General features: G+C 71.5%; 27 protein-coding genes. 9 read left to right on the top strand and 18 right to left on the bottom strand.

Annotated features, from left to right (window positions below; all coding sequences use genetic code 11):
* The coding region (locus ACFU97_RS44540) for a LysR family transcriptional regulator (protein ID WP_384268659.1) at window positions 1–179 on the bottom strand (179 nt) is incomplete at its 3' end.
* A gap of 66 nt (window positions 180–245) precedes the next feature.
* Here ACFU97_RS44540 and ACFU97_RS44535 point away from each other — a divergent pair.
* Together ACFU97_RS44535 and ACFU97_RS44530 are read left to right on the top strand one after the other, a co-directional pair.
* Window positions 246–863 carry a LysE/ArgO family amino acid transporter gene (locus ACFU97_RS44535; RefSeq protein WP_384268656.1) on the top strand — a complete coding sequence of 206 codons (618 nt, stop codon included), beginning with the start codon at window positions 246–248 and terminating at the stop codon, window positions 861–863.
* Between the two features lie 96 nt (window positions 864–959).
* Window positions 960–2,258 carry an MFS transporter gene (locus tag ACFU97_RS44530; protein WP_384268653.1) on the top strand — a complete coding sequence of 433 codons (1,299 nt, stop codon included), beginning with the start codon at window positions 960–962 and terminating at the stop codon, window positions 2,256–2,258.
* A gap of 5 nt (window positions 2,259–2,263) precedes the next feature.
* Here ACFU97_RS44530 and ACFU97_RS44525 read toward each other — a convergent pair whose 3' ends face one another.
* Window positions 2,264–2,716 carry a cyclic nucleotide-binding domain-containing protein gene (locus tag ACFU97_RS44525; protein WP_384268650.1) on the bottom strand — a complete coding sequence of 151 codons (453 nt, stop codon included), beginning with the start codon at window positions 2,714–2,716 and terminating at the stop codon, window positions 2,264–2,266.
* A 289-nt stretch (window positions 2,717–3,005) separates the two neighbouring features.
* Window positions 3,006–3,227 (bottom strand): hypothetical protein, encoded by a 222-nt coding sequence (locus ACFU97_RS44520; protein ID WP_384268647.1) that lies wholly within the window; start codon window positions 3,225–3,227, stop codon window positions 3,006–3,008.
* A 262-nt stretch (window positions 3,228–3,489) separates the two neighbouring features.
* Between ACFU97_RS44520 and ACFU97_RS44515 the strand changes: the two genes are divergently transcribed.
* The 6 genes from ACFU97_RS44515 to ACFU97_RS44490 all read left to right on the top strand — a co-directional run bounded on the left by ACFU97_RS44515 (window position 3,490) and on the right by ACFU97_RS44490 (window position 7,498).
* Window positions 3,490–3,933: an ATP-binding protein gene (locus ACFU97_RS44515; protein WP_384268645.1), complete on the top strand. Its 444-nt coding sequence runs from the start codon at window positions 3,490–3,492 to the stop codon at window positions 3,931–3,933.
* A gap of 197 nt (window positions 3,934–4,130) precedes the next feature.
* On the top strand, window positions 4,131–4,985 hold the full coding sequence (locus ACFU97_RS44510; RefSeq protein WP_384268642.1) for a SigB/SigF/SigG family RNA polymerase sigma factor: 855 nt from the start codon (window positions 4,131–4,133) through the stop codon (window positions 4,983–4,985).
* Between the two features lie 31 nt (window positions 4,986–5,016).
* Complete coding sequence (locus tag ACFU97_RS44505) at window positions 5,017–5,283, top strand: DUF5133 domain-containing protein (RefSeq protein WP_384268639.1); 267 nt, start codon at window positions 5,017–5,019, stop codon at window positions 5,281–5,283.
* A complete protein-coding gene (locus ACFU97_RS44500) occupies window positions 5,280–6,146 on the top strand; it encodes an ANTAR domain-containing protein (protein ID WP_384268637.1) in 867 nt (288 codons plus the stop codon). Before ACFU97_RS44505 ends, ACFU97_RS44500 begins: the two co-directional genes overlap by 4 nt.
* 55 nt (window positions 6,147–6,201) lie before the next feature.
* Window positions 6,202–7,038 carry a DUF1206 domain-containing protein gene (locus ACFU97_RS44495; RefSeq protein WP_384268634.1) on the top strand — a complete coding sequence of 279 codons (837 nt, stop codon included), beginning with the start codon at window positions 6,202–6,204 and terminating at the stop codon, window positions 7,036–7,038.
* Window positions 7,039–7,066: 28 nt separating this feature from the next.
* Window positions 7,067–7,498 carry a hypothetical protein gene (locus ACFU97_RS44490; protein ID WP_384268631.1) on the top strand — a complete coding sequence of 144 codons (432 nt, stop codon included), beginning with the start codon at window positions 7,067–7,069 and terminating at the stop codon, window positions 7,496–7,498.
* 33 nt (window positions 7,499–7,531) lie between these two features.
* Here the strand turns inward: ACFU97_RS44490 and ACFU97_RS44485 are convergent, their stop codons facing one another.
* The 8 genes from ACFU97_RS44485 to ACFU97_RS44450 form a co-directional block, all read right to left on the bottom strand.
* Entirely contained in the window at window positions 7,532–9,775 is a 2,244-nt protein-coding gene (locus tag ACFU97_RS44485; protein WP_384268628.1) for an FUSC family protein, read from the bottom strand.
* Window positions 9,776–9,853: 78 nt separating this feature from the next.
* Window positions 9,854–11,230: an NAD(P)/FAD-dependent oxidoreductase gene (locus tag ACFU97_RS44480; RefSeq protein WP_384268625.1), complete on the bottom strand. Its 1,377-nt coding sequence runs from the start codon at window positions 11,228–11,230 to the stop codon at window positions 9,854–9,856.
* A 203-nt stretch (window positions 11,231–11,433) separates the two neighbouring features.
* Window positions 11,434–13,161 carry a SpoIIE family protein phosphatase gene (locus tag ACFU97_RS44475; protein WP_384268624.1) on the bottom strand — a complete coding sequence of 576 codons (1,728 nt, stop codon included), beginning with the start codon at window positions 13,159–13,161 and terminating at the stop codon, window positions 11,434–11,436.
* A complete protein-coding gene (locus ACFU97_RS44470) occupies window positions 13,158–14,207 on the bottom strand; it encodes a SpoIIE family protein phosphatase (RefSeq protein WP_384268622.1) in 1,050 nt (349 codons plus the stop codon). The genes ACFU97_RS44475 and ACFU97_RS44470 overlap by 4 nt, the downstream gene beginning before the upstream one ends.
* Window positions 14,207–14,647, bottom strand: a complete 441-nt coding sequence (locus ACFU97_RS44465; protein ID WP_384268619.1) for an anti-sigma regulatory factor — start codon at window positions 14,645–14,647, stop codon at window positions 14,207–14,209. Before ACFU97_RS44465 ends, ACFU97_RS44470 begins: the two co-directional genes overlap by 1 nt.
* A complete protein-coding gene (locus tag ACFU97_RS44460; protein ID WP_384268617.1) occupies window positions 14,647–15,063 on the bottom strand; it encodes an STAS domain-containing protein in 417 nt (138 codons plus the stop codon). The genes ACFU97_RS44465 and ACFU97_RS44460 overlap by 1 nt, the downstream gene beginning before the upstream one ends.
* Window positions 15,060–15,956 carry an STAS domain-containing protein gene (locus tag ACFU97_RS44455; protein ID WP_384268615.1) on the bottom strand — a complete coding sequence of 299 codons (897 nt, stop codon included), beginning with the start codon at window positions 15,954–15,956 and terminating at the stop codon, window positions 15,060–15,062. Before ACFU97_RS44455 ends, ACFU97_RS44460 begins: the two co-directional genes overlap by 4 nt.
* 278 nt (window positions 15,957–16,234) lie before the next feature.
* Window positions 16,235–16,606: an STAS domain-containing protein gene (locus ACFU97_RS44450; protein WP_384268612.1), complete on the bottom strand. Its 372-nt coding sequence runs from the start codon at window positions 16,604–16,606 to the stop codon at window positions 16,235–16,237.
* Window positions 16,607–16,822: 216 nt separating this feature from the next.
* Here ACFU97_RS44450 and ACFU97_RS44445 point away from each other — a divergent pair, with 216 nt between their 5' ends.
* Window positions 16,823–17,278, top strand: coding sequence for an ATP-binding protein (locus ACFU97_RS44445; protein WP_384268610.1), 456 nt, complete (start codon window positions 16,823–16,825; stop codon window positions 17,276–17,278).
* Between the two features lie 33 nt (window positions 17,279–17,311).
* On the opposite strand, the gene ACFU97_RS44440 is transcribed toward ACFU97_RS44445, so the two are convergent.
* From ACFU97_RS44440 to ACFU97_RS44410, 7 genes are all read right to left on the bottom strand, one after another.
* Window positions 17,312–17,746 carry an ATP-binding protein gene (locus ACFU97_RS44440; RefSeq protein WP_384268607.1) on the bottom strand — a complete coding sequence of 145 codons (435 nt, stop codon included), beginning with the start codon at window positions 17,744–17,746 and terminating at the stop codon, window positions 17,312–17,314.
* 155 nt (window positions 17,747–17,901) lie between these two features.
* On the bottom strand, window positions 17,902–19,809 hold the full coding sequence (locus ACFU97_RS44435) for an AMP-dependent synthetase/ligase (protein ID WP_384268605.1): 1,908 nt from the start codon (window positions 19,807–19,809) through the stop codon (window positions 17,902–17,904).
* A gap of 184 nt (window positions 19,810–19,993) precedes the next feature.
* On the bottom strand, window positions 19,994–21,082 hold the full coding sequence (locus ACFU97_RS44430) for a glutamate--cysteine ligase (RefSeq protein WP_384268602.1): 1,089 nt from the start codon (window positions 21,080–21,082) through the stop codon (window positions 19,994–19,996).
* A gap of 58 nt (window positions 21,083–21,140) precedes the next feature.
* Window positions 21,141–23,351: a 1,4-alpha-glucan branching enzyme gene (gene glgB / locus ACFU97_RS44425; protein ID WP_384268599.1), complete on the bottom strand. Its 2,211-nt coding sequence runs from the start codon at window positions 23,349–23,351 to the stop codon at window positions 21,141–21,143.
* Window positions 23,352–23,356: 5 nt separating this feature from the next.
* Entirely contained in the window at window positions 23,357–24,721 is a 1,365-nt protein-coding gene (locus tag ACFU97_RS44420; RefSeq protein WP_384268596.1) for a maltokinase, read from the bottom strand.
* A 28-nt stretch (window positions 24,722–24,749) separates the two neighbouring features.
* Complete coding sequence (gene treS, locus ACFU97_RS44415; RefSeq protein WP_384268594.1) at window positions 24,750–26,468, bottom strand: maltose alpha-D-glucosyltransferase; 1,719 nt, start codon at window positions 26,466–26,468, stop codon at window positions 24,750–24,752.
* A gap of 25 nt (window positions 26,469–26,493) precedes the next feature.
* Window positions 26,494–26,979: alpha-glucosidase C-terminal domain-containing protein (locus ACFU97_RS44410; RefSeq protein WP_384268592.1), on the bottom strand; the 486-nt coding region annotated here is incomplete at its 5' end.

Below are 26,979 nucleotides of genomic sequence, written 5' to 3'. Positions count from 1 at the left end.
GGCTTGGTGCGCATCAGCAGCACCCGCCCCGTGCGCTGCTCCAGCGCCTTGACCCGCTGGCTGACCGCCGACGGCGTCACGTGCAGCGCCGCGGCCGCCGCGTCGAACGTGCCCTCGTCGACCACCGCGAGCAGCGTCCGGACCTGGTCGAGGGGGAGCTCCGTGAGTTCGGACTTCACGAGAGCTAAGGATACGTAAGAATCTTTAGCTGTACGCCGGAAGGGCGCTTGCTTAGCGTCAATGGCATGACAAACGCCTTGACCACCGCCGCGGCCGGCTTCGGTACCGGCCTCTCCCTGATCGTCGCCATCGGTGCCCAGAACGCCTTCGTCCTGCGCCAGGGCATCCGCCGCGACGCGGTCCTCGCGGTGGTCGGCATCTGCGCCCTGTCCGACGCCGTGCTCATCGCGCTCGGCGTCGGCGGCGTCGGCGCGGTCGTGGTCGCGTACCCGCAGGCACTCACCGCCGTCGGCTGGATCGGCGGCGCCTTCCTGCTCTGCTACGGCGTCCTCGCCGCCCGCCGCGTCCTGCGCCCCGGCGACGCCGCCCTGCGCGCGGAGGGCGAGGCGGCGGGCTCCCGCAGGCGGGCCGTGCTCACCTGCCTGGCGCTGACCTGGCTCAACCCCCACGTCTACCTCGACACCGTGTTCCTGCTCGGATCGATCGCCGCCCACCGGGGCCCGCTGCGCTGGACGTTCGGCCTCGGCGCCGCGCTCGCCAGCCTGTGCTGGTTCGCGGCGCTCGGCTTCGGCGGGCGGGCGCTGGGCCGCTTCCTGGCGAGGCCGGCGGCCTGGCGGGTGCTGGACGGGCTGGTGGCCGCGACGATGATCACCCTGGGCGTGCTGCTCGCCGTCCGCGCGTGAGCTGTGAGAAGCGACCGGGCCCGTACCCGATTCCTCGGAGGTGCTGCCATAGTGGACGCTGAAACTCTATAGATGTAGCAAGCAACCAGGACGGTCGTGGACACCAGCGAGAGCAGCACGGAACCGCAGACACCGGAGCCCGTCGTGGCCGAACCGCCCCGCAGCGGGTGGCGCCGCTGGGCCATGGACACCCGGCCCCTGCGCATCCCGGCCTACCGCCGGCTGTGGTCCTCGACGATCGTCACGGCGGTCGGCAGCCAGCTCACCGCGGTCGCCGTACCCAAGCAGATCTACGACATCACGGGCTCCTCGGCGTGGGTCGGTGCGGCGAGCCTCGCCGGACTGGTGCCGCTGATCGTCTTCGCGCTGTGGGGCGGCGCGGTCGCCGACAGCATGGACCGGCGCAAGCTGCTGCTGATCACCAACACCGGCATCGCCGTCACCTCGCTGCTGTTCTGGGTCCAGGCGATCACCGGTCTGGAGTCGGTGGCCGCGCTGATGGTGCTGCTCGCCATGCAGCAGGCGTTCTGGGGCCTCAACGCACCCGCCCGCACCGCCTCCATCGCCCGCCTGGTGCCCGAGGGGCAGCTGCCCGCCGCGAACGCCCTCGGCTCGACCGTCATGCAGACCGGCCAGGTGGTCGGACCGCTGCTCGCCGGCGTGCTGATACCCGTGATCGGTCTCCCGGAGCTGTACCTGATCGACGCGCTCGCGCTGTGCGTCACGGTCTGGGCCGTCTACAAGCTGCCCGCCCTGCCGCCGCTCGCGGGCGGCGCCGCACGCCGCGCCGGCGTCCGCGCGATCGCGGAGGGCTTCCGCTACATCTCCATGCACAAGGTGCTGCTGCTGTCCTTTCTCGCCGACATCGTTGCCATGGTGTTCGGCATGCCCCGCGCCCTGTTCCCGCAGCTCGCGGCCGAGACCTTCGGGTCCTACGGCGAAGGATTCGCGCTCGGCCTGCTGTTCGCGGCCATCCCCATCGGTGCGGTCCTCGGCGGCCTGTTCTCCGGCACCTTCTCGCGGGCCCGGCGCCACGGCTGGATGGTGATCGGCGCGGTCGTCGCCTGGGGCCTTGCGATCACCGGCTTCGGTCTGAGCGGCAACCTGTGGATCGCGGCGGCCTTCCTGGCCCTGGCCGGGCTCGCCGACATGGTCTCGATGGTCTTCCGCGGCGCGATCCTGCTCTCCGCCGCCACGGACGAGATGCGCGGCCGTATGCAGGGCGTCTTCACCGTCGTCGTCGCGGGCGGCCCGCGCCTCGCCGACGTCCTCCACGGCACGGCCGGCTCGGCCTTCGGTCCCGGCCCGGCCGTGGCGGGCGGCGGCATCCTGGTCGTCGTCGTGATGCTGGCGCTTGCGGCGGCGGTTCCGGCCCTGCGGCGGTACCGGATCTGACACCCCTACAGGTAGCTCCGCCCGCGGCCTGCGCTCTCCATCAGCTTGCTCCGGGTCATCTCCAGCCGGTACGCCAGGATCTCCGCGACGCTGCGCACCAGGGACAGGCCGAGCTGGGTGTCCTCCTCGCACAGGCGCAGCACCGCCGCCGCGTCGAACTCGTAGGCGCGCACCGGGCTGAAGGCCTCCGCGCCGAAGTCCCACTCGTGCGGCGGGAACAGCCAGGACCAGCCGAGGAGATCGCCCGCGCCGAGGCTCGCCACGGTCACCCGCTGCAGCGAGTTGACCCGTTGGTCGAGGGTGACCGCGCCGGAGCGGATGACCCAGAAGCGGTCGGCGGTGCCGCCCGCCTCGAAGATCCGGGTGTCCTCCGCGAAGGAGACCTCTTTCGCGAGCGTCATCAGGCTCTGGCGCTGCGGAGGCGGGAGGGCGGTCAGCAGTTTCGTCGCTTTGGTCATGACGCGGGGCTCCTCGCCGAGGTTCGGATGCGCTGCTTTCCCTACGCCCATTTCAGCCGCTGCGGCCGCCCTGAGCACCTTGGCGTACGGCAGTTCCCGCAAAAAGCCCGCGGACATGAAAAAGCCCTGGCTGGACGGGGGAGACCAGCCAGGGCCGTAAGCGGTGGCGGCGGAGGACGGTACGGTCGACTCCGTCACCACGTATGGATGAACGCTAAACCATCCGCGGCCGATTCGTGTAATCGGAAGCGGGTCAAGTGACCTGATTCACTTCACGGCCTCCCTGCAGTCAACCCCGTGCGGCCCGTTCGCCCGGGTTCACTATCTCGTCCAGGACCCGTAGGACCGCCTCGTAGGCGAGGGTCCGGACGCCCGCCTCGCGGGCCGCCTCCGGGTCGGTCGCGCGCAGGCCCTCCACGCGCTCCCGCCAGCTCTCCTCCTCCTGCTGTGCGCAGGCCCGTGCGCGCTGGATGCGCCTCAGCAACTCGTCTGAGTCCACGACTTCGGTCATACGATCCGCGTACCCGCGATGCGCCACGAGATGACTCCGGCTTCTCGTCCGGGCAACAGGTTTGGGGACGCCGGGGCAGGTGAGCCGTAACTCAGAGGCCCGTGGCGCTCGCGCAGTGGACGGCGGTACCGCTGCGACACGAGCGGGGGACAGTGGTGTCGGCGAGGCGTTGCCCGGACACGGCTGCCGCGGGCGTGACCGATCCGGCCTCCCTCCCCCCGCACGCGGAGGTCCGGAGCTTCACCGACCAGGGAGCCAGGCGATGTGTGAGGAGCACGGGACCCCATCCGTCCACGAGCGGCCGGGCGCGCAACGGACCGCCCCGCCACGGCCGTGCCAACCCGCCGACGCGCGGCTGGCCGTCGAGCGAGCGGTCACCGAACGCTGCAGGACCAGGCACACCCCCTGCGACCCGGATGCCCTGGGCGACGCGCTGCTCGTGGCCTCGGAGCTGATGACCAACGCGATCCTGCACGGCGGGGGCGTGACGGACTTCCGCGTCGACGTCGTCGACTCGGACGTGAGCGTCTCGGTGTCCGACCGCAGTGACCGGCTGCCCGTGGCGCGAAACGCCGCGGACCTGCGACGACGCCAGCGCATCGGCGGTCACGGCTGGCCCATCGTGTGCCGGCTGGCCCGTGACGTCCGGGTCTTCGAGCTGCCCGCGGGCGGGAAGTGCATCACCGCTGTGGTCCCCTTCGGCTGAGCACCTTTTTTCTCGTTGTTTTTCTCGTTCCGGTGAGCCGTGTTTGGCCGGGCGGGGTCAGGGCATACGGAGTTTCGTGCTTCGGACCGGAGGCGCGCCAGCGGGAGCGGTATGGCTCCCCGGGCCTCCCTCAGTCGGTCCGGGCGTCGACCTTCCCGCGGTATGTCCCTGAAACCCTCCTTCAGGAGCGATTCCGCATGCTCATCGACACGTCGGCAAGCACCCCCGGCTCGCAGGAAACCCGCACGGCCGCCCCTTCGGGACGGCGCCACGACGACGCGCCCGACACGACCAGCCTCTTCGCCCGCCTCGCCGTCCTGGAGGACGGTCCGGAGCGCGAGGCGGTGCGCGACGAACTCGTCACGGCCTGGCTGCCCATGGCCCACCGGATCGCCGGCCGGTTCCGCGACCGCGGAGAGGCCGTCGAGGACCTCCGCCAGGTCGCGGCCCTGGGCCTGGTGAAGGCGATCGACCGGTTCGACCCCGCACGGGGCGCCTTCGAGAGTTACGCCGTCCCCACCATCACCGGTGAGGTCAAGCGGCACTTCCGGGACCGGATGTGGGCGCTCAGGGTGCCCCGCCGGGTCCAGGAACTGCGCAACAAGGTGCGCGTCGCCCGCCGCGACCTCATCCAGACACCGGGCACCCCCGAGCCCACCCCCGCCGACATCGCCGCCCACACCGGCCTCACCGAGGACGAGGTGAACACCGGCCTGGAGGCCCTGGAGAGCTTCAGCACCCTGTCCCTGGACGCCGAGCTCTCCGGCGACGACGACGGCTACAGCCTCGCCGACACCCTCGGCTCGTCGGACTCCTCGTTCGACGTGGTGATCGACCGCGAGTCCGCCAAGGAGGGACTGCGCCACCTGCCCGAGCGGGAGCGCGCCATCCTCTACATGCGCTACTTCGAGGACATGACGCAGAGCCGGATCGCCGACCAGCTCGGCATCTCGCAGATGCACGTCTCCCGCCTCATCAGCCGCAGCTGCGCCCGGGTGCGCGCCGAGGCAATGGGGCAGCGCACCACCCGCCGGCCGGACACCACGGCGTGAGCAGCCACGAGCCGACGAGGAGTGACCGAGGATGCTGATACCTCACCCCGCCGTGCTGCGCCGACTCGTCGAGGAGTACGAGACCGTACTGGCCGAGGACGCCGGTACGGGCAGGGCCGAGTCGGGCACACGGGAACAGGACCTGGCCTACACGCTCTGCGTGTCCACCGGCACCCGTGACGTCGAAGACGCCCTGCAGGTGGCGCGCCGCATGCTCGCGGCCACGTCCGCGGTCGGGCCGGAGACGACCCACTCACCCGCCGTCCGTCCGGGCCCGGCCGAGATGGCGGTTCCATGACCCGTCCGGAACACCGCTCGGCGGACGAGGACGCGCAGGAGAGCGAGCTCCAGCGGCTGCGGGCCGAGGTGCGCGACCTGCGCGCCCGGGCCCGCGTCCATCCGCTGATCTCGCAGGCGCAGGGCATCCTGCAGGAGCGCTACCGGCTGCCCGACGCCGACACCGCGTTCGTGCTGCTGCAGCGGGCCTCGCAGCGGTTCAACGTCAAGGTGCGCATCCTCGCCGACTTCGTGGTGACCGTGCCGGGCCCGGAGTCGCGGGAGCAGCTGTGGTTCCCGCGGCGGCTGCGGCTGCCCGAGCCCGGCCTCCGGTTCGAGGCCGGGCACCAGCCGGAGACCCGCAACCGCGGCGGGGTCCTGGGCGCCGTACTCAGCCAGACGCTGTCCGTGGTCGACACCGGGATGGGCAACGTCCAGGTGAGCGAGCGCTCGGGCCGCGGTCTGGTGATGGAGAAGCACACCGGTCTGACGCCCGAGTTCGTCGAGTTCTTCGCCCACGTCGGACACGTCGGCACGTCCTGCGGCCTGGCCGCACGCGACGTCACTCAGGTCACCGTCCGGGACGTGGAGGCGGACCCGGTCTTCACCGAGCCCGCCCGGGAGGCGATCCTCGCAGCCGGCAGCAGGGCCTGTCACAGCGTCCCGCTCACGACCACGTCGGGCCTGTGCGTGGGGATGGTCTCCGCCCATCTGGACCATACGTTCGCCGGGTTGTCCAAGGCCCAGCTCAAGGCCCTGGACGTGGTGGGCGCCGACGGCGGCCGGTGGCTCGCGTGGCACGACAGCACGGTGGTGCTGGACACGCTGGAACATCTGCACGGAGTCGGCCGCCGGATGCGGGGCACAAGGTTGCGCAGGGAATGACAGCGCGTCGTACGGCCCGGTCCCAGCCGGGCCGTACGGCCTTGGGGAGGTGCTGATGAACGCGAACGCCATGGCGCGCTCGGGCCGGCTCGGAGCTCGGCGAGCGGCGCGGGGTTCGGTGACCGAGGGCGCCGGCCGGGCCGGACTCGCCGCTCGCGGCGTGATCTACCTGCTGGTCGGCGTACTCGCCCTGCAGGTCGCCTTCGGCGACACCCACCGCCAGGCCGACCGCGGCGGCGCCCTCGACACCCTCGCCGGTAAGCCCTTCGGCGTCGTCCTGCTGTGGGCGATCGGCCTGGGCCTGGTCGGCATGGCCGTGTGGCGCCTGTCGGTGGCGGCCTTCGGCGGGGCCGGGCCGGACGGCCGCAAGCCGCACAAGCGGCTGCTCGCGGCGTGCGGCTGCGTCTTCTACGCCTGCGTCGCGTTCTCCGTGCTGAGCTTCGCGGTCGGCCCGCACGGCGGCAGCGGATCGAGCGACAAGCAGTCCCGCGACATCACGGCGCGGGCCCTGGGCCTGCCCGCCGGGCAGTGGCTCGTCGGAGCGGTGGGGGCCGGGGTCGTCGTGGCCGGGGTGTGGATCGTCGTCCAGGCCGTACGGCGCAAGTACCACAAGGATCTCAAGCTGGGCGAGATGTCGCGGCGGTCGCGGCGCGTGGTGGACATCACCGGCGTGGGCGGCGGCGTGGCACGCGGCCTGGTGTTCACCGCGGCCGGCGCCTTCGCCGTGCGCGCCGCGGTCGACTACCAGCCCGATCGGGCCAAGGGCATGGACGACACCCTGCGCTCCTTCGCCCACACCCCGCTCGGCCCCTCGCTGCTGGCCTGTGTCGCGGCCGGTCTCGTGCTCTTCGGACTGTTCTCGATCGCGTTGTCCCGGTGGTGCCGCGTCTGATCCGCTCGCGACGGGGAACACGGTCGGGATGAGCGAATCCGAGTTTCCGCCGGAGCACCGTCCCGTCGACCTCTACCTCGGTCTTCTGCGCGCCCGGATGGACACGGAGGACTACAGGCAACTGCTCGACGTGGTCGAACCGGTCCTGCGCGCACTGGAGGAGCACCGTCTGCCCGCCGTCGACTTCGCACTGGACGGCGAGAACGAGGAGGGCCTGTCCCAGGAGGTGCGCGACGAGGCCGCCCTGGTCATCGCCGCCGCCGTCACCGGCCGCCTCGACAACGAGGTCGTCGAGATCGACCTCGGGGGGAGTGGTCCGGTCAGAGTGATCACCGACGCGGACACCGCCTCCGACCCGGAGCGCCTGGGCGAGATCGCCGACTACATCCGGGAACGACATCGCCAGGACGAGGAACTGCGCGGCATCGCCGAGGCGAGCGGCCTGCCGACCGACTTCTGAACGCGGTCAGCACCAGCCGCCGGCCGAGCACGGTCACCGCTTCGGCTGCGCCACCGGAACCTTCAGCGGCCGGGCGAGGCCCACCACCGCCTCGTCCAGCCGCTGCAGGTGCCTGAGCACCCGGTCGGTGATGCGGCCGTAGCGCGAGGTGCCGGGCAGGTCGGTCTCCAGCAGCGCGGCGATGCTCGCTCCCGTCTGCACCTCCACGGCCGCCCGCTCGTCCGTGACGCGCTCGCCGATCGTCTCGATGTTGCGCAGGATGCGCTGCCCGGCCCGCCGCAGCCGCGGATCGGCGGCGATCGAGGGATGCGTGGGCAGGAGCTCGGCCATCGCGGCCAGCGAGCGCGCGTGGTACGCGCAGGTCTCCAGGAGCGCGACCACGTAGCGCGCGGTGTTGCGCCGCGTCCGCATCGGGGTGACGGGGTGCGTGAGCGGCTGGGTGGCGGCCCGCAGGTCGGCGAGTGCCTGGTCCAGATCGCGGGCCTTGTCGAGCAGGTCGGCCGGATCGCCGCCGCTGAGCTGCTCGACGGCCGCCCCGGTGACGTCGGAGAGCCGGTCCAGCACGGTCACCAGGAGCTCGTTCGTACGGCTGTCCGTCTGCACCGGCAGCACGAACGCCGCCGCGATGATCCCGCAGGCCGCCCCGAGCGCCGTCTCCTCCACGCGCAGCACCAGCACCGACAGGCTGTAGGTGTGCAGCAGCGTGTAGAGCACGCCCAGCGCGGCGGTCACGAAGAACGACATCAGCGTGTACGACAGCGGGGCCGTGTAGAACATCGCGAACACGCACAGCAGCACCAGCGCGAACGCCGTCCAGGTGTGATGCCCGACCAGGCCCGCGAGCAGCAGACCGGCCACCACGCCGAGCACGGTGCCCAGCAGCCGCCGGTAGCCCTTGACCAGGATCTCGCCCGTCGAGGCGGTGTTGATGAAGACGATCCAGCAGGTCAGCACCGCCCAGTACCAGCGCTGGCTGGAGAGGAACTCGCCGCCGATGATGGCCAGCGACGACCCCACCGCGACCTGCACGGCGGCGCGCGTCGTGGGCCGCTCCAGCCCCGTCTGCGGCGCCTCGGCCACTTCCTCGCCCGCGTCGATCGCCGCGTCCTCGGCGTCCAGCTCCTCGCGCGAGCGGGCCGTCGACGGGCTGTCGTCCGTGTCGTCCGGCGCCGCACCGAGCGCGATCCGCAGCCCCAGCACCGCACGGGCCGCCTCGCCGATGCCGCGGAAGACGTCCTGGACGGCAGGCGAGGCCTTCGGCAGGTTCTCCTCGTCCCGGTAGCCCAGCAGCCGGTTGCGCACCTGGGCCAGACCGGTCCCGGTGCCCGCCGAGACGGGCCGCAGCACCAGCAGCCGCAGCGCCTCCAGATCGCGGCGCAGCGTGACGGTCGCCTCGTCCCTCACGGGCAGATGACCGCCCGCCGGCACCGGCGCGCCCGGCAGATGCAGGGTCAGCGTGTCCGCGCGCTCGGCGCTGCGGGCGGTCAGCAGAAGCAGCCCGAGGCGCTCGGCGGCGATCTCGGCGTCCGCGATGCGGCGCTGCACCAGCCGCGCCGTGGCCTCGTCGGCGGTCCCCTCCTCCAGCCGGCCCTGGATCATCATGGCCGTCTCGTGCAGACGCGCCGTGCCGTCCCGTACGTCCTGGAGCGCCTTGTCGATCTCCTCCGGCCCCGCGTCGAGGAGGGCGAGCTGTGCGGTCACCAGCTGCGCCAGCCGCGCCCGGAAGGCCTCGCGCAGCCGCTCCAGGATGCCCGCGGGGGTCTCGTGAACCAGCGCGAAACGCACCACGGCACTGGAGGCGAAGGCCGCGGCGACCACGCCCCACAGCGTCGGCAGCGCCGAGACGCTGGCGCCGACGAACAGCGCCATGAAGTAGACCTGGAAGCCGATCAGCCCGAGCGCGGTGCCGCGGTCGCCGAAGCGGCGGACGTAGACGGCGCAGAAGATGAGGGCGACGAAGAACAGGTCGCCGCCCACCACCCGGGAGTGCAGGACCGCGGCCAGCGACACGGAGGCCAGTGCCACCGGAAGGCCCAGCGCCAGCGTGACCGCCTGCTGGGGGCGCTGCTTCTCGCGAATGGCGAAGGTGGAGACCATGGCCGCGATGGCACCCGCCACCAGCAGCCGTACGCCGGCTCCGAACAGGGAGAGCACGAGCAGCGTGAGGGCGATGGAGCTCACGGTCCGCAGGCCCGCGGCCAGCCGCAGCAACCCCGGATCGGACGCCGCGACGAGATCGCTCAGCCGTGCCCGGACCGACCCACCCGCTGCCCTCACGCTGCCGTACTCACTCCCGCTTCACGTCATGATCAGGCTCTCAGGATCGCATGACGCGACCGGAGCGTGTGCACCGGCTCAGAGTTCCTTGCGGTCCGGACCCTCCACGTGCGCCCGCACCTGTTCCGGTGTCATGTAGGCGTCCGTGAACTCGAAGTCCTTCAGCCGGGCGGGCTTGCGGGCCTGGAATCCGGTGCGCACGAAGTCGTCGCCGGCGATCGCGTTGAGCGTCCAGTTCGTCGCGACGCGGACCTTGGCGACGTTGGTGCGCAGCGCCCACCAGTGGTAGCCGCGGGCGGCGAACTGGGCGGGCAGGCCGTGCAGTTCGATGCCCAGCGGCTTGGAGACGGCGTCCGTGCCGCCGAGGTCGACCACGAGACCGAGGTCCTTGTGCTCGTACGGTGTCATCGGGTGGTTCCGCAGCGTCGCCACCACGTTGTCGGCGATGTGCCTGCCCTGCCGCATCGCGTGCTGCGCGGTGGGCGGGCAGATGGCGCCCTCCTGGCCCTTGGCCTCGTCGGGCACGGCCGCGGCGTCGCCGAGCGCGAAGACGCCGTCGTGGCCCGGCAGGCACATCTCGGCGGTCACCGCGAGCCGGCCGCGCACGGTCTCCGCGCCGAGCGTGGCGATGAGCGGGCTGGCGACGACGCCGGCGGTCCAGATCAGGGTGCGGGTGGGCACCACGCGGCCGTCGGTGAAGGTGACCTCCTCCGGGCCCGCCTTGGCGATGGAGACGCCGAGGGAGACCTCGATGCCGCGCCGGCGCAGGATCTCCTGCGCGCTGCGGCCGAGCTTGTCGCCCAGCTCCGGCATCAGCTTCGGGGCGATGTCGATGAGGTGCCACTTGATCAGGCCCGGGTCGATGCGCGGGTAGCGCTTGACCGCGCCGTACGTCAGCCTCTGCAGGCACGCGGCGGTCTCGGTGCCGGCGTACCCGCCGCCGACCACTACGAACTGCAGGCGCGAGGCGCGCTCCGCCGGGTCGTCGCTGGCGTCGGCCAGGTCGAGCTGGGAGATGACGTGGTCGCGGATGTAGGCCGCCTCGGCCAGCGTCTTCATGCCGTACGCGTGCTCGGTCAGCCCCGGGATGTCGAAGGTGCGGGTGATGCTGCCGGGGGCCAGCACGATGTAGTCGTAGTGCTCGTTGACGATCTGGTCGGTGATCGTGCGGATCACGCAGACCTTGGCCTTCAGATCGACGCCGATCGCCCCGCCCGGAATGATCCGGGTGCGGTACCTCTTGCTGCGTCGCAGGGAGACGGCGACCGACTGGGGCGTCAGCACGCCGGAGGCGACCTGTGGCAGCAGAGGCAGATAGAGCTGGTAGGAGAACGGCGTCACCAAGGTGACGTCCGCCTCGTCGGGCGCGAGTTTCCGCTCCAGCCGGCGTACGCACTCCACGCCGGCGAAGCCTGCGCCTACCACCAGGATCCTGGGTCGTGTCACGGTGTCCATCCCTCTCTGCGGCTCCAGGCGGTGTGCATCCAACGCCTCTCGCATGCCCTGGATCGCTGTGCGCACCACATCGATCCCACCGTGCCTCCAGCCGTTCCGCCAGCTGGGTGCGGCAGGCAGACGAACGCGTTGAGCACCACCATGCCCGCCCGGGTACCCAAACGCACCGGGAGAAGGGAAAGAATTCGATCGAGGTTCCGGAACTACGCGCGGTCCGCCGAGATGTGGCACAGCAGCAGGCAGACGTCGTCGTCGCGTTCGGAGTCGCTGAGCATCGGGTCGAGGATCCGGTCCGCCGAACCGTCCAGATCCGTCTCCAGCCGCTGCGGACCGAGGGAGCCGAGGGCCTGCCCGAGGCGCTCGATACCCGGGTCTATGCCGAGGGCGCGCCGCTCGACCAGACCGTCCGTGTAGAGCGCCAGCGTCGAGCCGGGCGGCATCTCCATGGTGTGGTCGTGGATCTGCTGGCTGAGCGGAATGCCGAGCATGGCGCTGGGCTTCGCGTCCAGCGTGTGCACCTGCCCGTCGGGGGTGCGCAGCACGGGCGGCGGATGGCCGGCGGCGGCCCAGGTCATGGTGGACTCGTCCGGGTGGAAGCGGGCGATGACCGCGGTGGCGTACAGATCCGGCTGGAGATGGTGCAGGAACGTGTGCAGCCGGGTCAGCAGGGTGCCGGGGCTGCCGCCGTCCACGGCGTACGCGCGCAGCGCGGTGCGCAGTTGACTCATCATCACGGCCGCGTGCAGCCCGTGGCCGGTGACGTCGCCGATGACCGCGATCAGGCCGCCGTCGGGCTGCCGGAAGGCGTCGTACCAGTCACCGCCGATGTTCAGGCCGTGGGTGGCCGGCAGATAGCGGGCCGCGAGCCGCAGGCCCGGCGTCGCCGGCAGGTCGGTGAGCAGGGCGCGCTGCAGCGTCTCGGCGATGTCGCGGTTGTGCTCGAAGCGCCGGGCGTTGTCTATGGCGATGCTGGCGCGCCGGGCGATCTCGATCAGCATGACCGCGTCGTCGGAGTTCCAGCGGTCACCGGCGGGCGGCGTCAGCGTGAGCACGCCCAGCGGGGCCCGCCTCGTCGGCAACGGGATGCACAGCAGGGGCAGTTCGGGATTCAGCTTCGACGGCGGCTGGTCGTCGACGCCGGGCAGCCCGCCGGGGTGACGCGCTGCGTACTGGGGGCGGCCGGTGCGGGCGGCCACGACCGCGGCGGCCGGGTGCGGCGACGGCGGGGCCTGCTCGGCGTCGCCGTCGAACAGCCAGACGTCGACGCTGCGGGCGTACTCGGGCACGAGCAGTTCGGGCAGCCGGCGCACGATCTCGTCGTGGTTGAGCGAGGAGGTCAGCACCGCGCTCGCGTTCGCCAGGAAGGTCAGCCGGCGGCGGGCGCTCTCCGCCTCCGTACGGGCCTTGCGCTCGGCGGCGAACGCCTCCCGCTGCGCGCGTCCGGCCGCGTCCAGCTCCGCGTGCAGGGCCACCACGCCCTGGTTGGTCTGGTGCAGCTCCTCGCGGTGGAAGGCGACCAGTTCCTCCTGGTCGGTCAGCTTCTCCAGCACCAGGGCCGTGTCCTCGTCGGCACCGAGCAGGGACTCCGCCAGCTCCGCCGTGGCCTCCGGCGGCGCCGAGCCGTCCGCGGCGGCCGACGGCTCGGAGCAGACGACGGAGGCCCGCCACGGGGGATGCGCGGCGGACTCCGCGGGGTCGCAGGCGGCCAGCGACAGATGCAGGGTCCCGGGCGCCGCCTCGTCGGTGACGACGTCCAGCGTGAGCCGCCAGGTGCCGCCCTTGGTCAGGCACTGGCGCAGCTGCGTGCTGAGGGCGGTGGTCAGACGGGTGCGGTCGAGGGCCGCGACACCGTGTGCGGCGGCCAGCCGGGCGGTCGCGATACGGGCCCGGGCGGCGTCGGTGACGGTGGCGATCTCCCAGGTGCGCTTCATCGGCGGTCCCGTGGTGTCGGGGCCAGTACGGCCACGGCGGTGTCGTCCCGGACCGGTCGCGCGGCGCTGCCGGCGTCCCGAAGGGTCACCGCCGCGACGACGGCCGGGTCGGCGGACAGCACACCAGGATCGGCCGGTGGCGTCCAGCGGCTGGGCAGACCGTCGCTGTGCATGATGAGGACATGGTCGCCCGCCCAGGGCATCCGGTCCTCGCGCAGGGTCCCGGGCCGGTGGACGCCGACGATGCCCGGGCGGCACAGCAGGGCGCGCCAGCCGTCCCCGTCCAGCAGCCGGGCTCCTATGTTGCCGATGCCGGCGAAGCGCAGGAGTCCCGCGCCGCTGTCGACCTGGGCCACGGCGACGGCCGCGCCGCGGGTGCCCCGCAGCGCGGTGTCGAGGTGCCGTAGACACTCGGCGGGGGTCAGATGGGCCGAGGCGTGGAGGGCGTCCACAGCGGCGGTCGAGGCGCGGGCCGCTTCCGGTCCGTGTCCCAGTCCGTCGGCCAGCATCAGGGTCGCGCGCTCGCCCGAGCGGACCCAGGCCCAGGCGTCGCCCGAGGTCTCGGCGCCGCCGAAGGGGACGTTGACCCCGCCGGCACGCAGTCCGGCCGGTGCGGCCGTCCGGGGGCGGGCACCGACCCGGGCCAGGGCCACCGTGCCCCGCCCCGGCACGCTGTGCAGCGCGAAGTCGTCCGCCACGCGCCGGCAGGTGCCGAGGCCGGCGCCGAGGGAGCGCGCGGTGGAGAAGCCGTCGCTGAGGGCGGCCGGCACGTCGGCGATGCCGGGGCCGTGGTCGATCGCCGCGATCTGCACGAACGACACGGGAGAGGCGGCGTCCGCCGGAGCGGGCGCGGGCACGATCTCGACCAGGAGCTGTCCGCCCCGGGTGTGTTTGAGCAGGTTGGTGGCCAGCTCGGTGGCGACCAGCGAGGCGGCCGCGGTGCGCGCGGAGTCGAGCCCGGCCAGGGTCGCCGCGGCCTCCGCGGCGACCCTGGCGTCGCGCACCCGGGTCGAGTCGTGCACCGGCACGTCCCACACGCGAGGCATCAGGTCCCCCCACGCGGCCGCGGCGGGGCGGACGGCCAGGAGATCACCGTCACGGTGGTGCCCTCGCCCGGGGCGCTCTCCACGGAGAACTCGTGCACCAGACGCTTGGCTCCGCCGAGCCCCATGCCGAGCCCGTCGCTCGACGTGTAGCCGTCGCTCAGGGCACGCTCCAGGTCCGGGATGCCGGGACCCTCGTCGGAGAAGGTCAGCCGCAGTCCGACCGCGCGGCCGCGCCTCTCCCGGGCGGACTCCATGCGGCCGCCCCCGCCGTGCACCAGCGTGTTGCGGGCCAGCTCGCTGGCGGCGGTGACCACCTTCGTCTGTTCCACCAGACCGAAACCGAGCAGGCCGGCGGCCTGGCGTACGTGCTGCCGGACCCACACCAGATCCATGTCCGACCGGATCGGCAGGCAGGCCTCCACGCCTGCGGAGGTCGGCATCATCGAGGCTCCGCGGACTGCGGGCCGGGACGGGACCCCGGCGCCTTGCGGGCGAGCAGTTCCATGGCCGCTTCCGTGGTGAGCGCGGTGTCCAGTCCGGGCAGCGTCAGCCCCAGTTCCACCAGGGTGATCGCGACCGCGGGCCGCATCCCGGCCACGACGGTCCGGGCCGCCAGCAGCGAGGACTGCGCCGCGATCTCCGCCAGCACGCGCCCGAGGAAGGAGTCGACGATCTCCATGCCGGAGATGTCGATGACCACGCCGGTCACTCCGCTGCTGCTGATGCTGTCGGCGATGTCCTGCTGGAGCTGCTGCGCCGTGCTGTCGTACAGGTCGCCCTGCAGGGTGACCAGCAGGACGTCGCCCAGCCGGAGCACCGGCACATGGGCGGAGGCGTGGTGGCCGAAGTCGCTCACCGCGAACCCGCGCCGTCCGCCGCCGGGTTGACGATCCCCGAGCCCAGCTCGTGCAGGGCGTACCGCAGGGCGTCGGCCAGGCTGGAGCGGGTGACCACGGTGCCGAGGTCCAGGCCGAGGTGCACGATGGTCTGGGCGATCGCGGGGCGGATGCCGGAGACCACGCATTCGGCGCCCATCAGCCGCGCGGCCGCGACGGTCTTCATCAGATGCTGCGCCACGAGCGAGTCGACCGTCGGCACCCCGGTGATGTCCAGGATCGCGAAGCGCGCGTGCTGCTCGACGATCGCCTCCAGCAGGCTCTCCATCACGACCTGGCTGCGCGCGCTGTCGAGCGTTCCGATCAGGGGTACGGCCACGATGCCGTCCCACAACTTGATGACGGGGGTGGCCACTTCGAGCAGCTGGAGCTGCTGCCGCTCGATCAGGGCCTGGCCCTCCGTGAGCGCCGTGTCCAGGACGACCAGCCGCAGCGTGCCCATCAGCACGGTGAGCGCCATCACGCACTCCCGCGTGTGGTCGGCGGGTGCGTCCGCGAGATCGGCGAGCAGCAGGTTCACCGCGGGCGGGCGCAGGGCGTCCACCTCGGTCGACACCTGCGCGGTGCTGAACCCGGCACGGGAGCGCGAGGCGCTCATGCGGGACAGCTGCTCGCGTACGACGAGGAATCCGGCGGCGTCCGTGTCGTGCATGCGCTCGCCGTCCGCGACCTCGGCCAGCGCGTCGAGGACGTGCCGGGCCGCCTCGGCGGCCTCGTCCCGGGACACGGTGAACACGGTGCGGAACAGGGACTCGTCGGCCCAGCGCTGGGCGATCTGCTCGCGGCGGCGGCGGAGGAACTCCCCGACCTCTCCCGCGGGCGATCCGTTCGTTCCAGCTTCGTGCTCCGGCACCTGTTCACTCCTCGTCCGAGTCGTCCCTGTCGGGTCGGGCCGTCCCGCCGCAGGTCGGATGCGGGGGCGAAGCCCTTGCCGGACGACAACCTTAACCATGGTCCGGGGTGGTCCGGGACCTCGTTCGGCCCAGTGATCCCTCCCGGCGGTCACGACCCCTTGCCCCGCCTGCGTACCGGCGGGTTCACCGACACGGAGACCGGGCGCCACCGTACGCGACCAGGGCGGGTGGGGCGGGCTCGGGCCGATGGGTCAGGGCGGTCGGGCGACGACCGATGTCACCCCTGTTCCTGGATGATGCGGGCCATAGCCTCCTCGACGCTCTCCGACACCGGCACGGTGATGCTGACGCCGGTCAGGTCGAGAATCCGCCGCACGGCGGGCGTGGGCGCGATGATGTGGACGCTGCCCGGTAGATCACGCGCCTCCTGATAGGCGCGCAGGATGATGCTCATCCCCGAGGAGTCCATGAACGGCACCTTCGACAGATCCAGCAGGAAGTGCCGGCGGCCGTGGTGCAGCTGGTTGGCCAGATGGTGCTGCAGCTCCGTGGCGGTGTCGACGTCCAAGTAGCCCTCGGCGGTGATCACGGCGACGTCCTCCGCAGGCAGGCTGACCTCGACGGACAGGGGGTTGTGGGCAACGGACACGGTTCCTCCAAGAGACGGTGCTACGACGGCCCTGCGCGATTACCCCTGATCCCGCCCGGCATGCACGCAGTCACCCGAGGCGCTCCTGTGACAAAGCCGTACCGAATGTGATCGTGCGAATCGGGTAACTGCTGGTGTGGGACAGGGAGCCGATCTCACTGTGTGGGGCGGGACCGTTCGACCGAGGCATGGAAGGCTGTTTGAGGTGGAGGAGTGGTGAGCCGGCCCGGCGGGACTCGGGCCACGGTCCAGGTGACGACCGCGGCGGCGGCACGCGCCCATGCGCGGTCGGTGGTACGGGAGCAGTGGGAGGCGGTGTACGGCACGGCCCGTGAGCAGGATCTCATCGATCTGCTCCTCGTCGTGTCCGAGCTCGTCACCAACGCGATCCGGCACGGCGACGGCCTCGCGGGGTTCGAGGTCGCCCCGGACCGGGACGGTCTGCGGATCTCCGTGAAGGACAACAGCGACCTGGTGCCGGAGACGGCCTACGGATCGGGCGCCCTGCCCGTGGTGCACGAGGGCAACGGCTACGGCTGGCCGCTGATCATCCGGCTGGCGCGGGAGATCGCGATCGAGCGGCACCCCACGGGAGGCAAGACGATCAGCATGCTGGTCCCGCTGCGTACCGAGGACCGGCACTCCGCGCCGGAGGCCGAGCAGCCGGCCTGAGGGACCCGGGACCCATCGGGCAGCAAAGACGCCTCACCAGGGAAGAAAGACGTGGATGTCCTTCCCGCTCTCGTTCGTGGCGACGCTGATCTGCTCGCACAGCGCATGCAGCAGATGCCAGCCGACCCCGCCGCCCCCACCGTCGGGATGGAAGGGACGGGGCGCCGGCGGAACCGGACTCGTGTCGTGCATGACCACATGGATGCCGTCGAAGGTCCTGCGCATCCTGAGTTCGAACGGTCCCGGCGCGTACTGGATCGCGTTCGCGGCGAGCTCCGTCACGACCAGCAATATGTCGTCCCAGTGCTCCGGCGTCGACGGAGGCGTCACCTCCGCGAGGTCGTCGAGGAAACGCTCCGCGTCGATGCGGGCGTCCGTCACATCGTTCAGCTCGCCGGGGAAGCGAGTAACTCTCTCGGGGATCTCCCCTGGACTGAGTGTCATGTTCCAGCGCGGCTCGGTCGGCATCTCACCTTTCCCACCCCGTGTCTACACCCCTGTCGTCTTGGTCACGTGCGTTCCGGGAGTGTCCACGTTCCCAAGCCGGAGAAGGCTAAGCATCCCTTGAGGCGTCACCGTTGTATCCGACACGAAACGTCACAACCTCTCACGGAGACGCGCGCTCACCGGAAGACGTTGTCCGCCTCGTCCCAGCTCGACAGCTCGTCCGGCACGCTCTGCCGCGAAGGCTGCGTACGCGCCTGGTACATCGCGTCGATCTCGAAGGCGTAGTGGCGCACGATCTCGTCCCGGCGCAGCTTCATCGACGGCGTCATCAGTCCGCTCGCCATGTCGAACTGCGACGGGAGCACCCGGAAGACCCGGATCGACTCCGAGCGCGAGACCGCGCTGTTGGCGGCCGCCACGGCGCGCCCGATCTCCTCCCGCAGCGCGTTCTCCTCGCGGGCCTCCCGGCTCGGGGAGTCGCTCTGCAGGGCCAGCGAACCGCGCCAGTACGCCAGGAACTGCGGGTCGAGCGTGATCAGCGCGCCCACGCAGGGCCGGTTGTCGCCCACGACGACCGCCTGGTGGACCAGCGGATGCATCCTCAACCGCTGTTCCAGCGCGGCCGGGGCGACGCTCTTGCCGCCGCTGGTGACGATGACGTCCTTCTTGCGTCCGGTGATCGTCAGATAGCCCTCGGCGTCCAGCCTTCCCAGGTCCCCGGTGGCCAGCCAGCCGCCGCGCAGCGCCGCCCGCGTCGCGGCCTCGTCGTTGACGTAGCCCTGGAACACCGACGGCCCGCGCACCAGGATCTCGCCGTCGTCGGCCACCATGACGTCCGTGCCCGGCAGGGCCTGGCCCACCGTGCCCGACATCTCCCGGCCCAGCGGCTGCGCGGTGACGCCGCCGCCGGTCTCGGTCAGGCCGTAGCCGTCGTTGACGTAGATCCCGATTCCCTCGAAGAACAGGGACAGTTCGCGGCTGAGGGTGGAGCCGCCGGAGGTGGCGCGGCAGACCCGGCCGCCGAGCGCGGCGCGCAGCTTGCGGTACACCGTCCGCTCGAACAGGGCGTGCTGCAGCCGCAGATCGAAACCGGGGCCCGAGCCGCCGCCCAGCCGGTGCCGCTCGAGGGCCGCGGCGTAGTCCCGCGCCGTGTCCGCCGCGCGCTCGAACAGCGCGCCCCTGCCGGTCTCCTGGGCGGTGCGCAGGAAGTTCTTGTAGATCCGCTCGAAGAGCGAGGGCACGGCGCAGATGTAGGTGGGGCGGAAGGTCTTCAGCGAGGCCGCCAGCGCCTCCTCGCTCAGGTCGGGCTCATGACCCATCATCATGCCGCCGCGGATGCACAGGCCCTGGACGAGCAGGCCGTAGACGTGGGAGAACGGCAGGAAGGCGAGGACCGTCCCCTGCTGCTCGCCCGGCGGGATCACCGTGTGGCCCCAGCCCGCGAGCAGGGTGTCGCACGGGCTCGCCAGGTTGCGGTGACTCAGTGCGCAGCCCAGGGCGTGGCCGGTCGTGCCCGAGGTGTAGGTGACGGCGGCGGTCGAGTCCGGCAGCACGATGCGACGCATCGAATCGACCGTGGTGAACGGGACGAACGCGCCGCGCTCCACCAGGTCCTGCAGCGCCCCCGCGTCCAACTGCCAGACGTGGCGCAGCTGCGGCAGCCCTCCGCAGACGGAGCCGACCGTCATGACGGCCTGTTCGTCCTCCACCACCACGGCCACGCAGCCGGAGTCCTTGAGGATCCACTCGACCTGGTCGCGCGAGGACGTCGGGTAGATCGGGACGATCTCGGCCCCCACCGCCCACAGCGCGTACGAGAGCACGGTCCACTCGTAACGGGTGCGGGCCATGATCGCCACGCGGTGGCCCGGTGAAATGCCGGACGCGATCAGGCCTTTCGCCAGCTCGACGACCTGGTCGCGCACCTCCACGGCGGTCACCTCCTCCCATGTGGCGGAGGAGGGGTCGGTACGGCGTGCGAGCAGCGGAAGCGTGGGGTTCTGGGCCGCCGTCTCGAAGACGCTGTCGGCCAGCCCGCCGGTCAGGGACGAGACGGTGGGGGGAGCGAGGGCGAAGTCGCGCATGCGCTGCTCCTGGGCTGTACGGAGGGTGACCACGTCAACGATTTCCGTTGTCGACGGTGCTCGAATCTAGCCCAGCTGAGTGCGGATGGTGACCAGAACTTGTGAAGTTGCACACCCGTGATGATCTCGGGATGTACCGGGAATGTGAACTCCCGTCAACAAAGGGCCCACAGGGCTTGCCGCGTCACGTCTGGGTGTGCCGCGCGCACGCCGTGACGACGTCGCGCAGGCTCCCGGTCTGCTCCAGCAGCCCGCGCTGGATCTGCGCGCCCGTGCCGCCGTCGAGGAGCCGGGCGCAGCCCACCCGCGCCCGGTCCAGGTCGTCACTGTCGGAGAGCGCCTGCCCGGCGTGCTCCAGCAGCGCTCCCACCACCGCCTCGGCGGGCAGCCGGCGCATGGTCGCCGGGTGCAGCAGTTCCTCCGCAAGGCCGGAGCGCGCCGCCCGCCAGGCGGCCATCCTCAGCAGGCTCACGCTGTGGTCCACCGGTCCCCGCCCGGCCCGCCACTCCCGGGCCGCGGTCTCCACGAGCCCTCGCGCGAGCACGGCGATCAGCACGGCCGTGGAGGCGTGCAGACACACGTCCGCCACCCGGATCTCCACCGTCGGATAGCGCTGCGCCAGCCGGGCGTCGAGGTAGACCATGCCCTCGTCGAGGATCACCCCGCTCGCGACCATGTCCGCCACCCGCCGGTGGTAGCGCTCGGCCGAGCCGAACACCTCGGTGGGACCGGCCGACGGCCAGCGCTGCCAGACGCGGTTGCGGTAGCTGTGGTAGCTGGTGTCCTGGCCCTGCCAGTAAGGGGAGTTGGAGCTGAGCGCCGCCAGGACCGACAGCCAGGGCCGGATGCGGTCCAGGACCGCGACGCCCTCCTCGTCGGAGTCGACGGCCACATGGACGTGACAGCCGCACACCAGCGGCTCCTGGGCGGAGAGGCCGAACTGCCGCGCCATCCACTGATAGCGGCTGCCCTTGGCCACCGACGGGCTCACCGGCAGCGGCGAGCTGGCCAGGGCCGCCACCGTGCACCCGATCTCCCCGGCGTGCCGGGCCGCCTCCTTGCGGCAGCGGACGATCTCCGCGCTCAACTCCGCCATGTCGGCCTGGGGATGCGTGGCGAACTCCAGCATCTGGCCGTACAGCTCCTTCTCGAACACCTCCTGGCCCGGGTCGTCCTGCTCCGCGTGGGCCAGCACCGCGCCGGACAGCGCCTTCGGCTCACCGCTGTCCGGGTCCACCAGGAGGAGCTCCTCCTCCACGCCGACGGTCCGCACCTAGGCCGCCTCCCTGTGACATCACACCGCTGGGACGTCACGGGTACCCCCCTGATCGTCACTGCAACGGGGTGAGCCAGACGGTGGCGAGCGGCGGCAGGGTGAGCGTCATCCGCTCCTCCTCCACCTTGATGTCGTCCGGGTTGGTGACGTCACCGCCGCCGTAGCAGGCGGCGTCCGTGTTGAGGACCTCCCGCCAGGCCGGGAAGGCGTCGGGTGCCCAGAGGCGGTAGCCGTGGCGGACGACAGGGGAGAAGTTGGAGACCGACAGCAGGGGGGCGCCGCCGGCGTCGAACCTGAGGAACGCGAAGACGTTGTCCTCGGCGGCGTCGCCGAGCACCCACTGGAAGCCGCCCGGGTCGGTGTCCCGCTGCCACAGCGCCGGTGTGCCGCGGTAGACCGAGTTGAGGTCGCGGACCAGGTCCCGGACCCCGCGGTGGTCGGCCTCGGCGCCGTACCCGGGGGAGACCAGCCACCAGTCCGGCCCGTGCTCCTGGGACCACTCCGATCCCTGCGCGAACTCCTGCCCCATGAACAGGAGTTGCTTGCCCGGGTGGGCCCACATGAAGCCCAGGTACGCGCGGTGGGTGGCACGCCGCTGCCACCAGTCGCCGGGCATCTTCGACACCAGCGCCTGCTTGCCGTGCACCACTTCGTCGTGCGAGATGGGCAGCACGTAGTTCTCGCTGTAGGCGTACACCATCGAGAACGTCATCTCGTTGTGGTGGTACTTGCGGTGCACCGGCTCGTGCTCGATGTAGCCGAGGGAGTCGTGCATCCAGCCCATGTTCCACTTCAGCCCGAAGCCCAGACCGCCGCTGTCGGTGGGGCGCGTCACGCCGCCCCACGCCGTGGACTCCTCGGCGATGGTCACGACACCGGGCGCGCGCCGGTACACCGTCGCGTTCATCTCCTGCAGGAACCTCATCGCGTCCAGGTCCTCGCGCCCGCCGTGCACGTTCGGCACCCACTGGCCCGAGTCGCGCGAGTAGTCGAGGTAGAGCATGGAGGCCACGGCGTCCACCCGCAGGCCGTCGATGTGGAACTCCTCGCACCAGTAGACGGCGTTCGCCACCAGGAAGTTGCGCACCTCGACGCGCCCGAAGTCGAACTCGTAGGTGCCCCAGTCGGGGTGCTCGGCCCGCCGCGAGTCCCCGGGCTCGTACAGCGGATCCCCGTCGAAGCGGGCCAGCGCCCAGTCGTCCTTCGGGAAGTGGGCGGGCACCCAGTCCATGATCACGCCGATGCCGGCCCGGTGCAGGGAGTCGATCAGGTACCGCAGGTCGTCCGGGGAGCCGAGCCGCGAGGTCGGCGCGTAGTAGGAGGTGACCTGATACCCCCAGGAGGGGCCGAAGGGATGCTCGGCGAGCGGCATCAGCTCGACATGGGTGAACCCGAGCTGCCGTACGTACTCCGGCAGCTGCTCGGCGAGTTGACGGTACGTCAGTCCCGGCCGCCAGGACGGCAGATGGACCTCGTAGACCGAGAACGGCGCCTCGTGCACCGGGGTGTCCCCGCGGTGCGCCATCCACTCGGCGTCGTTCCACTCGTACTCCGAGGCCGTCACGATGGACGCCGTCGCGGGCGGCACCTCGGTCCGGCGGGCCATCGGGTCGGCCTTGAGGAAGCGGCCGCCGTAGCGCGAGGTGATCTCGAACTTGTAGCGCGCGCCCTCACCGATGCCGGGCACGAACAGCTCCCACACCCCGGACGCGCCCAGCGACCGCATGGGCAGCGCCGTCCCGTCCCAGCAGGTGAAGTCCCCGGCGACGCGCACGCCCTGGGCGTTCGGCGCCCACACGGTGAACCGGGTGCCGGTCACGCCGTCGTGGCTCATCGGGTGCGCGCCGAGCGCCTTCCACAGCTCCTCGTGGCGGCCCTCGCGGATCAGGTGGAGGTCGAGCTCGCCGAGCGCGGGCAGGAGGCGGTACGGGTCCGCCGTCTCGTGCTCGCCGTCCGCGTACCGCACGACGAGGGTGTACTCGGGGATCGTGGCGAGCGGCAGCACACCGGAGAACAGGCCGTCGCCCTCCGAGGTCAGCGCCCGCCGCTCGCCGTCGACGACGACGGACACCGAGCGTGCGTACGGACGCAGGGCCCGGACCGCGATGCCGCCGGGCACCGGGTGGGCGCCCAGCAGGGCGTGCGGATCGTGGTGGCGGCCGGAGAGCAGGCGTTCGCGGTCGCCCGGGTCCAGCGCGGGAGCCGTCCCGCATCCGGTGGTCGGCGGGCCGGACGGCTCGGGGAGTGAGGTGTCACGCAGGGCCACGGGGTTCAGCCTCCTCTCACGGCGAGTCGCTCGATCGCCGCCATGGGTACGGGGAGCCAGTCCGGTCGGTTCCGGGCTTCGTACAGGACCTCGTACACGGCTCGGTCGGTTTCGTAGGCACGCAGCAGCGCGTGCTTCTTGCGCGGGTCCCAGCCTGCCCGGTCGGCATAGCCCGCGCAGTACGCCTCACGGCAGCGGCGCGCCCACTCCGGGCGCCACGGGCGGCGCTGCCGCGCGGCGTAGTCGAAGGAGCGCAGCATGCCCGCGATGTCCCGCAACGGGGACTGGGCGCTGCGCCGTTCGGCGAGGGGACGGGACGGCTCACCCTCGAAGTCGATGACGAACCAGTCCCGGCCGGCCCGCAGCACCTGACCCAGGTGCAGGTCGCCGTGGATGCGCTGGGCGGACGGCCCGGGATCGCACGTGACCAGCACGCCGAAGGCGGAGCGCAGGCCCGCCACATAGGGCCGCAGCGCGGGCACGCAGTGCGCAGCCGAGACCAGGCGCTCGGTCATCGCCGCCGCCGTCCGCCCGTTCTCGTCGTGAGTCCCGGCGGGGAACGCCGCGGCCAGCGCCACGTGCACGTCCGCGGTGGCCCGGCCCAGCGCGCGGGCCTGCAGGGTGAAGTCGTCGCCGGAGGCGAGCGCGTGCAGCGCCAGCGCCCAGCCGTCCGAGGCGCCGGGCAGGAACGGCTGCAGCACGCCGAGCGTCGCCTCCTGCGGATGCGTGGTGCGGAACCACGCCACGGGCGCCGGCACCCGGTCGCAGCCCTGCGCGGCCAGCGCCTCCGGCACCTCCAGGTCGGGGTTGACGCCCGGCTGGATGCGCCGGAAGACCTTCAGGATGAACTCGTCGCCGTACACGAGCGAGGAGTTGGACTGCTCGGCCTCCAGCACCCGCGGCACCAGACCCGCGGGCACCCGCACGGACGGGTTGGCCTCGAAGCGCAGGGGGCCGGCCGTACCGGGCTGCCGCAGCCGCTCCAGGAGCAGTTGCGCCGAACGGGGGTCCTGCAGCGCGTCGTAGACCAGCAGACCGGCGAGCGGCCCCACTTCGGCCCGGCCGATCAGGGCGCGTCCGAGCCTCGGCGAGGGGTTCTTGCGTACGCCGAGCAGCAGTTGGTAGCAGTCGCCGACGGGCGCGGCACCGCTCGGCACGGGCACTCCGGACTGACCGGCGTGCACCAGCAGATGCAGACAGCCCGGGAACAGCTCGGTGAAGGACAGCAGAGCGAGGTCCGTGACGGGCCGGTCCTTGCCGGCGAACCAGCGCTGGCGGGGCAGCCATTCGCGCAGCAGCCCGGCGAGCGAGGCCATGGGCCCCGTGACGACACTGCGTCTGGGGCTCAGCGATGCGGTCTTCGTCGTCATGGCGACGCGTCCTTTCCCCGGCTCACGCTCAAGACCGGCGGCCGATGCGGGAGGCGGCTCGGGTGAGCCGGAACCAGTAGAAGCCGTGCCCGGCGAGGGTCAGCAAGTACGGCAGCTCACCGATGGCGGGAAAGCGCACCCCGCCGATGAGCTCCACCGGATGGCGTCCGTCGTAGGCCCGCAGGTCCAGCTCGGTGGGCTGGGCGAAGCGGGAGAAGTTGTTCACGCAGAGCACCAGGTCGTCCTCGTACTCCCGGAGATAGGCCAGAACCGCCGGGTTGGAGGAGGGGAGTTCGGTGTAGGTGCCGAGGCCGAAGGCCGGGTTCTGCTTGCGGATCTCGATCATCCGGCGGGTCCAGTGCAGCAGCGACGAGGGCGAGGACATCGAGGCCTCGACGTTGGTGACCTGGTAGCCGTAGACGGGGTCCATGATGGTCGGCAGGTAGAGCCGGCCCGGGTCGCAGGAGGAGAAGCCGGCGTTGCGGTCCGGGGTCCACTGCATGGGGGTGCGCACGGCGTCGCGGTCGCCGAGCCAGATGTTGTCGCCCATGCCGATCTCGTCGCCGTAGTACAGGATCGGCGAGCCCGGCAGCGACAGCAGCAGGGCGGTGAACAGCTCGATCTGGTTCTGGTCGTTGTCCAGGAGGGGTGCGAGACGGCGGCGGATGCCGATGTTGGCGCGCATCCGGGGGTCCTTAGCGTACTCGGCCCACATGTAGTCGCGCTCTTCGTCGGTGACCATTTCGAGGGTGAGCTCGTCGTGGTTGCGCAGGAAGATGCCCCATTGGCAGCCGGAGGGGATGGCCGGGGTCTTGGCCAGGATCTCCGAGACGGGGTAGCGGGACTCGCGGCGGACGGCCATGAAGATGCGCGGCATGACCGGGAAGTGGAAGGCCATGTGGCACTCGTCGCCACCACTCTCGAAGTCGCCGAAGTAGTCGACGACGTCCTCCGGCCACTGGTTGGCCTCCGCGAGCAGCACGGTGTCCGGATAGTGGGCGTCGATGTCGCTGCGGACGCGCTTGAGGAAGGCGTGCGAAGCGGGCAGGTTCTCGCAGTTGGTGCCCTCGGCCGCGTACAGGTAGGGCACCGCGTCCAGCCGGAACCCGTCGATGCCGAGGTCCAGCCAGAAGCGCAGGGCCGCCAGGATCTCCTCCTGGACCGCCGGGTTCTCGTAGTTGAGGTCCGGCTGGTGGGAGAAGAAGCGGTGGAAGAAGTACTGGCCTCGCACGGGGTCGAACGTCCAGTTGGAGGCCTCGGTGTCGACGAAGATGATGCGTGCGTCGGGGTAGCCCTTGTCGTCGTCGGCCCACATGTAGTAGTCGCCGTAGGGCCCGTTGGGGTCCTTCCTCGACTCCTGGAACCACGGGTGCTGGTCGCTGGTGTGGTTCATGACGAAGTCGATGATGACGCGCATGCCGCGCTGGTGGGCGGCGTCGACGAACTCCACGAAGTCGGCGAGGTCACCGAACTCCGGCAGGACGGCCGTGTAGTCGGAGACGTCGTAGCCGCCGTCCCGGAGCGGGGACTTGAAGAACGGGGGCAGCCACAGGCAGTCGACGCCCAGCCATTGCAGGTAGTCGAGCTTGGCGGTGAGGCCCTTGAGGTCGCCGACGCCGTCGCCGTTGCTGTCCTGGAAGGAACGGACGAGGACCTCGTAGAAGACCGCGCGCTTGAACCAGTCCGGGTCTCGGTCCTTGGCGGGGGTGTCCTCGAACGTGTCCGGGACGGGCTGGTTGACAGTCATGGCGCTCTGACTCTCCTATCGGTGGCTACGCGGACGACTGCTGGATGTGGAGCACGTGTGCCGGGGTCCGAGCCGGATCCAGACGTACGTAGTTGGTCCTGCCCCAGTGGTAGGTCTCACCCGTCAGTTCGTCGTGTGCGGACATGAATGCGTGCCACTCCAGGCCGAGTTGCGGCATGTCCAACGAGACCGTCGCCTCCTGGGTGTGGTGCGGGTCGAGATTGACGACGACGAGGATGGTGTCCTTGCCCTCGGTCTTGCTGTAGGCGATGACCCGGTCGTTGTCGGTGCCGTGGAACCGGAGGTTCCTGAGGCGCTGCAGCGCCGGATGGCTCCGCCGGACCTCGTTGAGTTTGGTGATGAGGGGGGCGATGGTGCGGCCCTCGCGGGCGGCGGCGTCCCAGTCGCGGGGGCGCAGCTGGTACTTCTCGGAGTCGAGGTACTCCTCGCTGCCGTCGCGCAGCGGGGTGTTCTCGCACAGTTCGTAGCCGGAGTACACGCCCCAGGTGGG

Source organism: Streptomyces sp. NPDC057616 (assembly GCF_042800575.1).
GTDB lineage: Bacteria > Actinomycetota > Actinomycetes > Streptomycetales > Streptomycetaceae > Streptomyces.
Note: the sequence above shows the minus strand (reverse complement) of the source record. Positions and strands in the feature narration are given on the sequence as shown.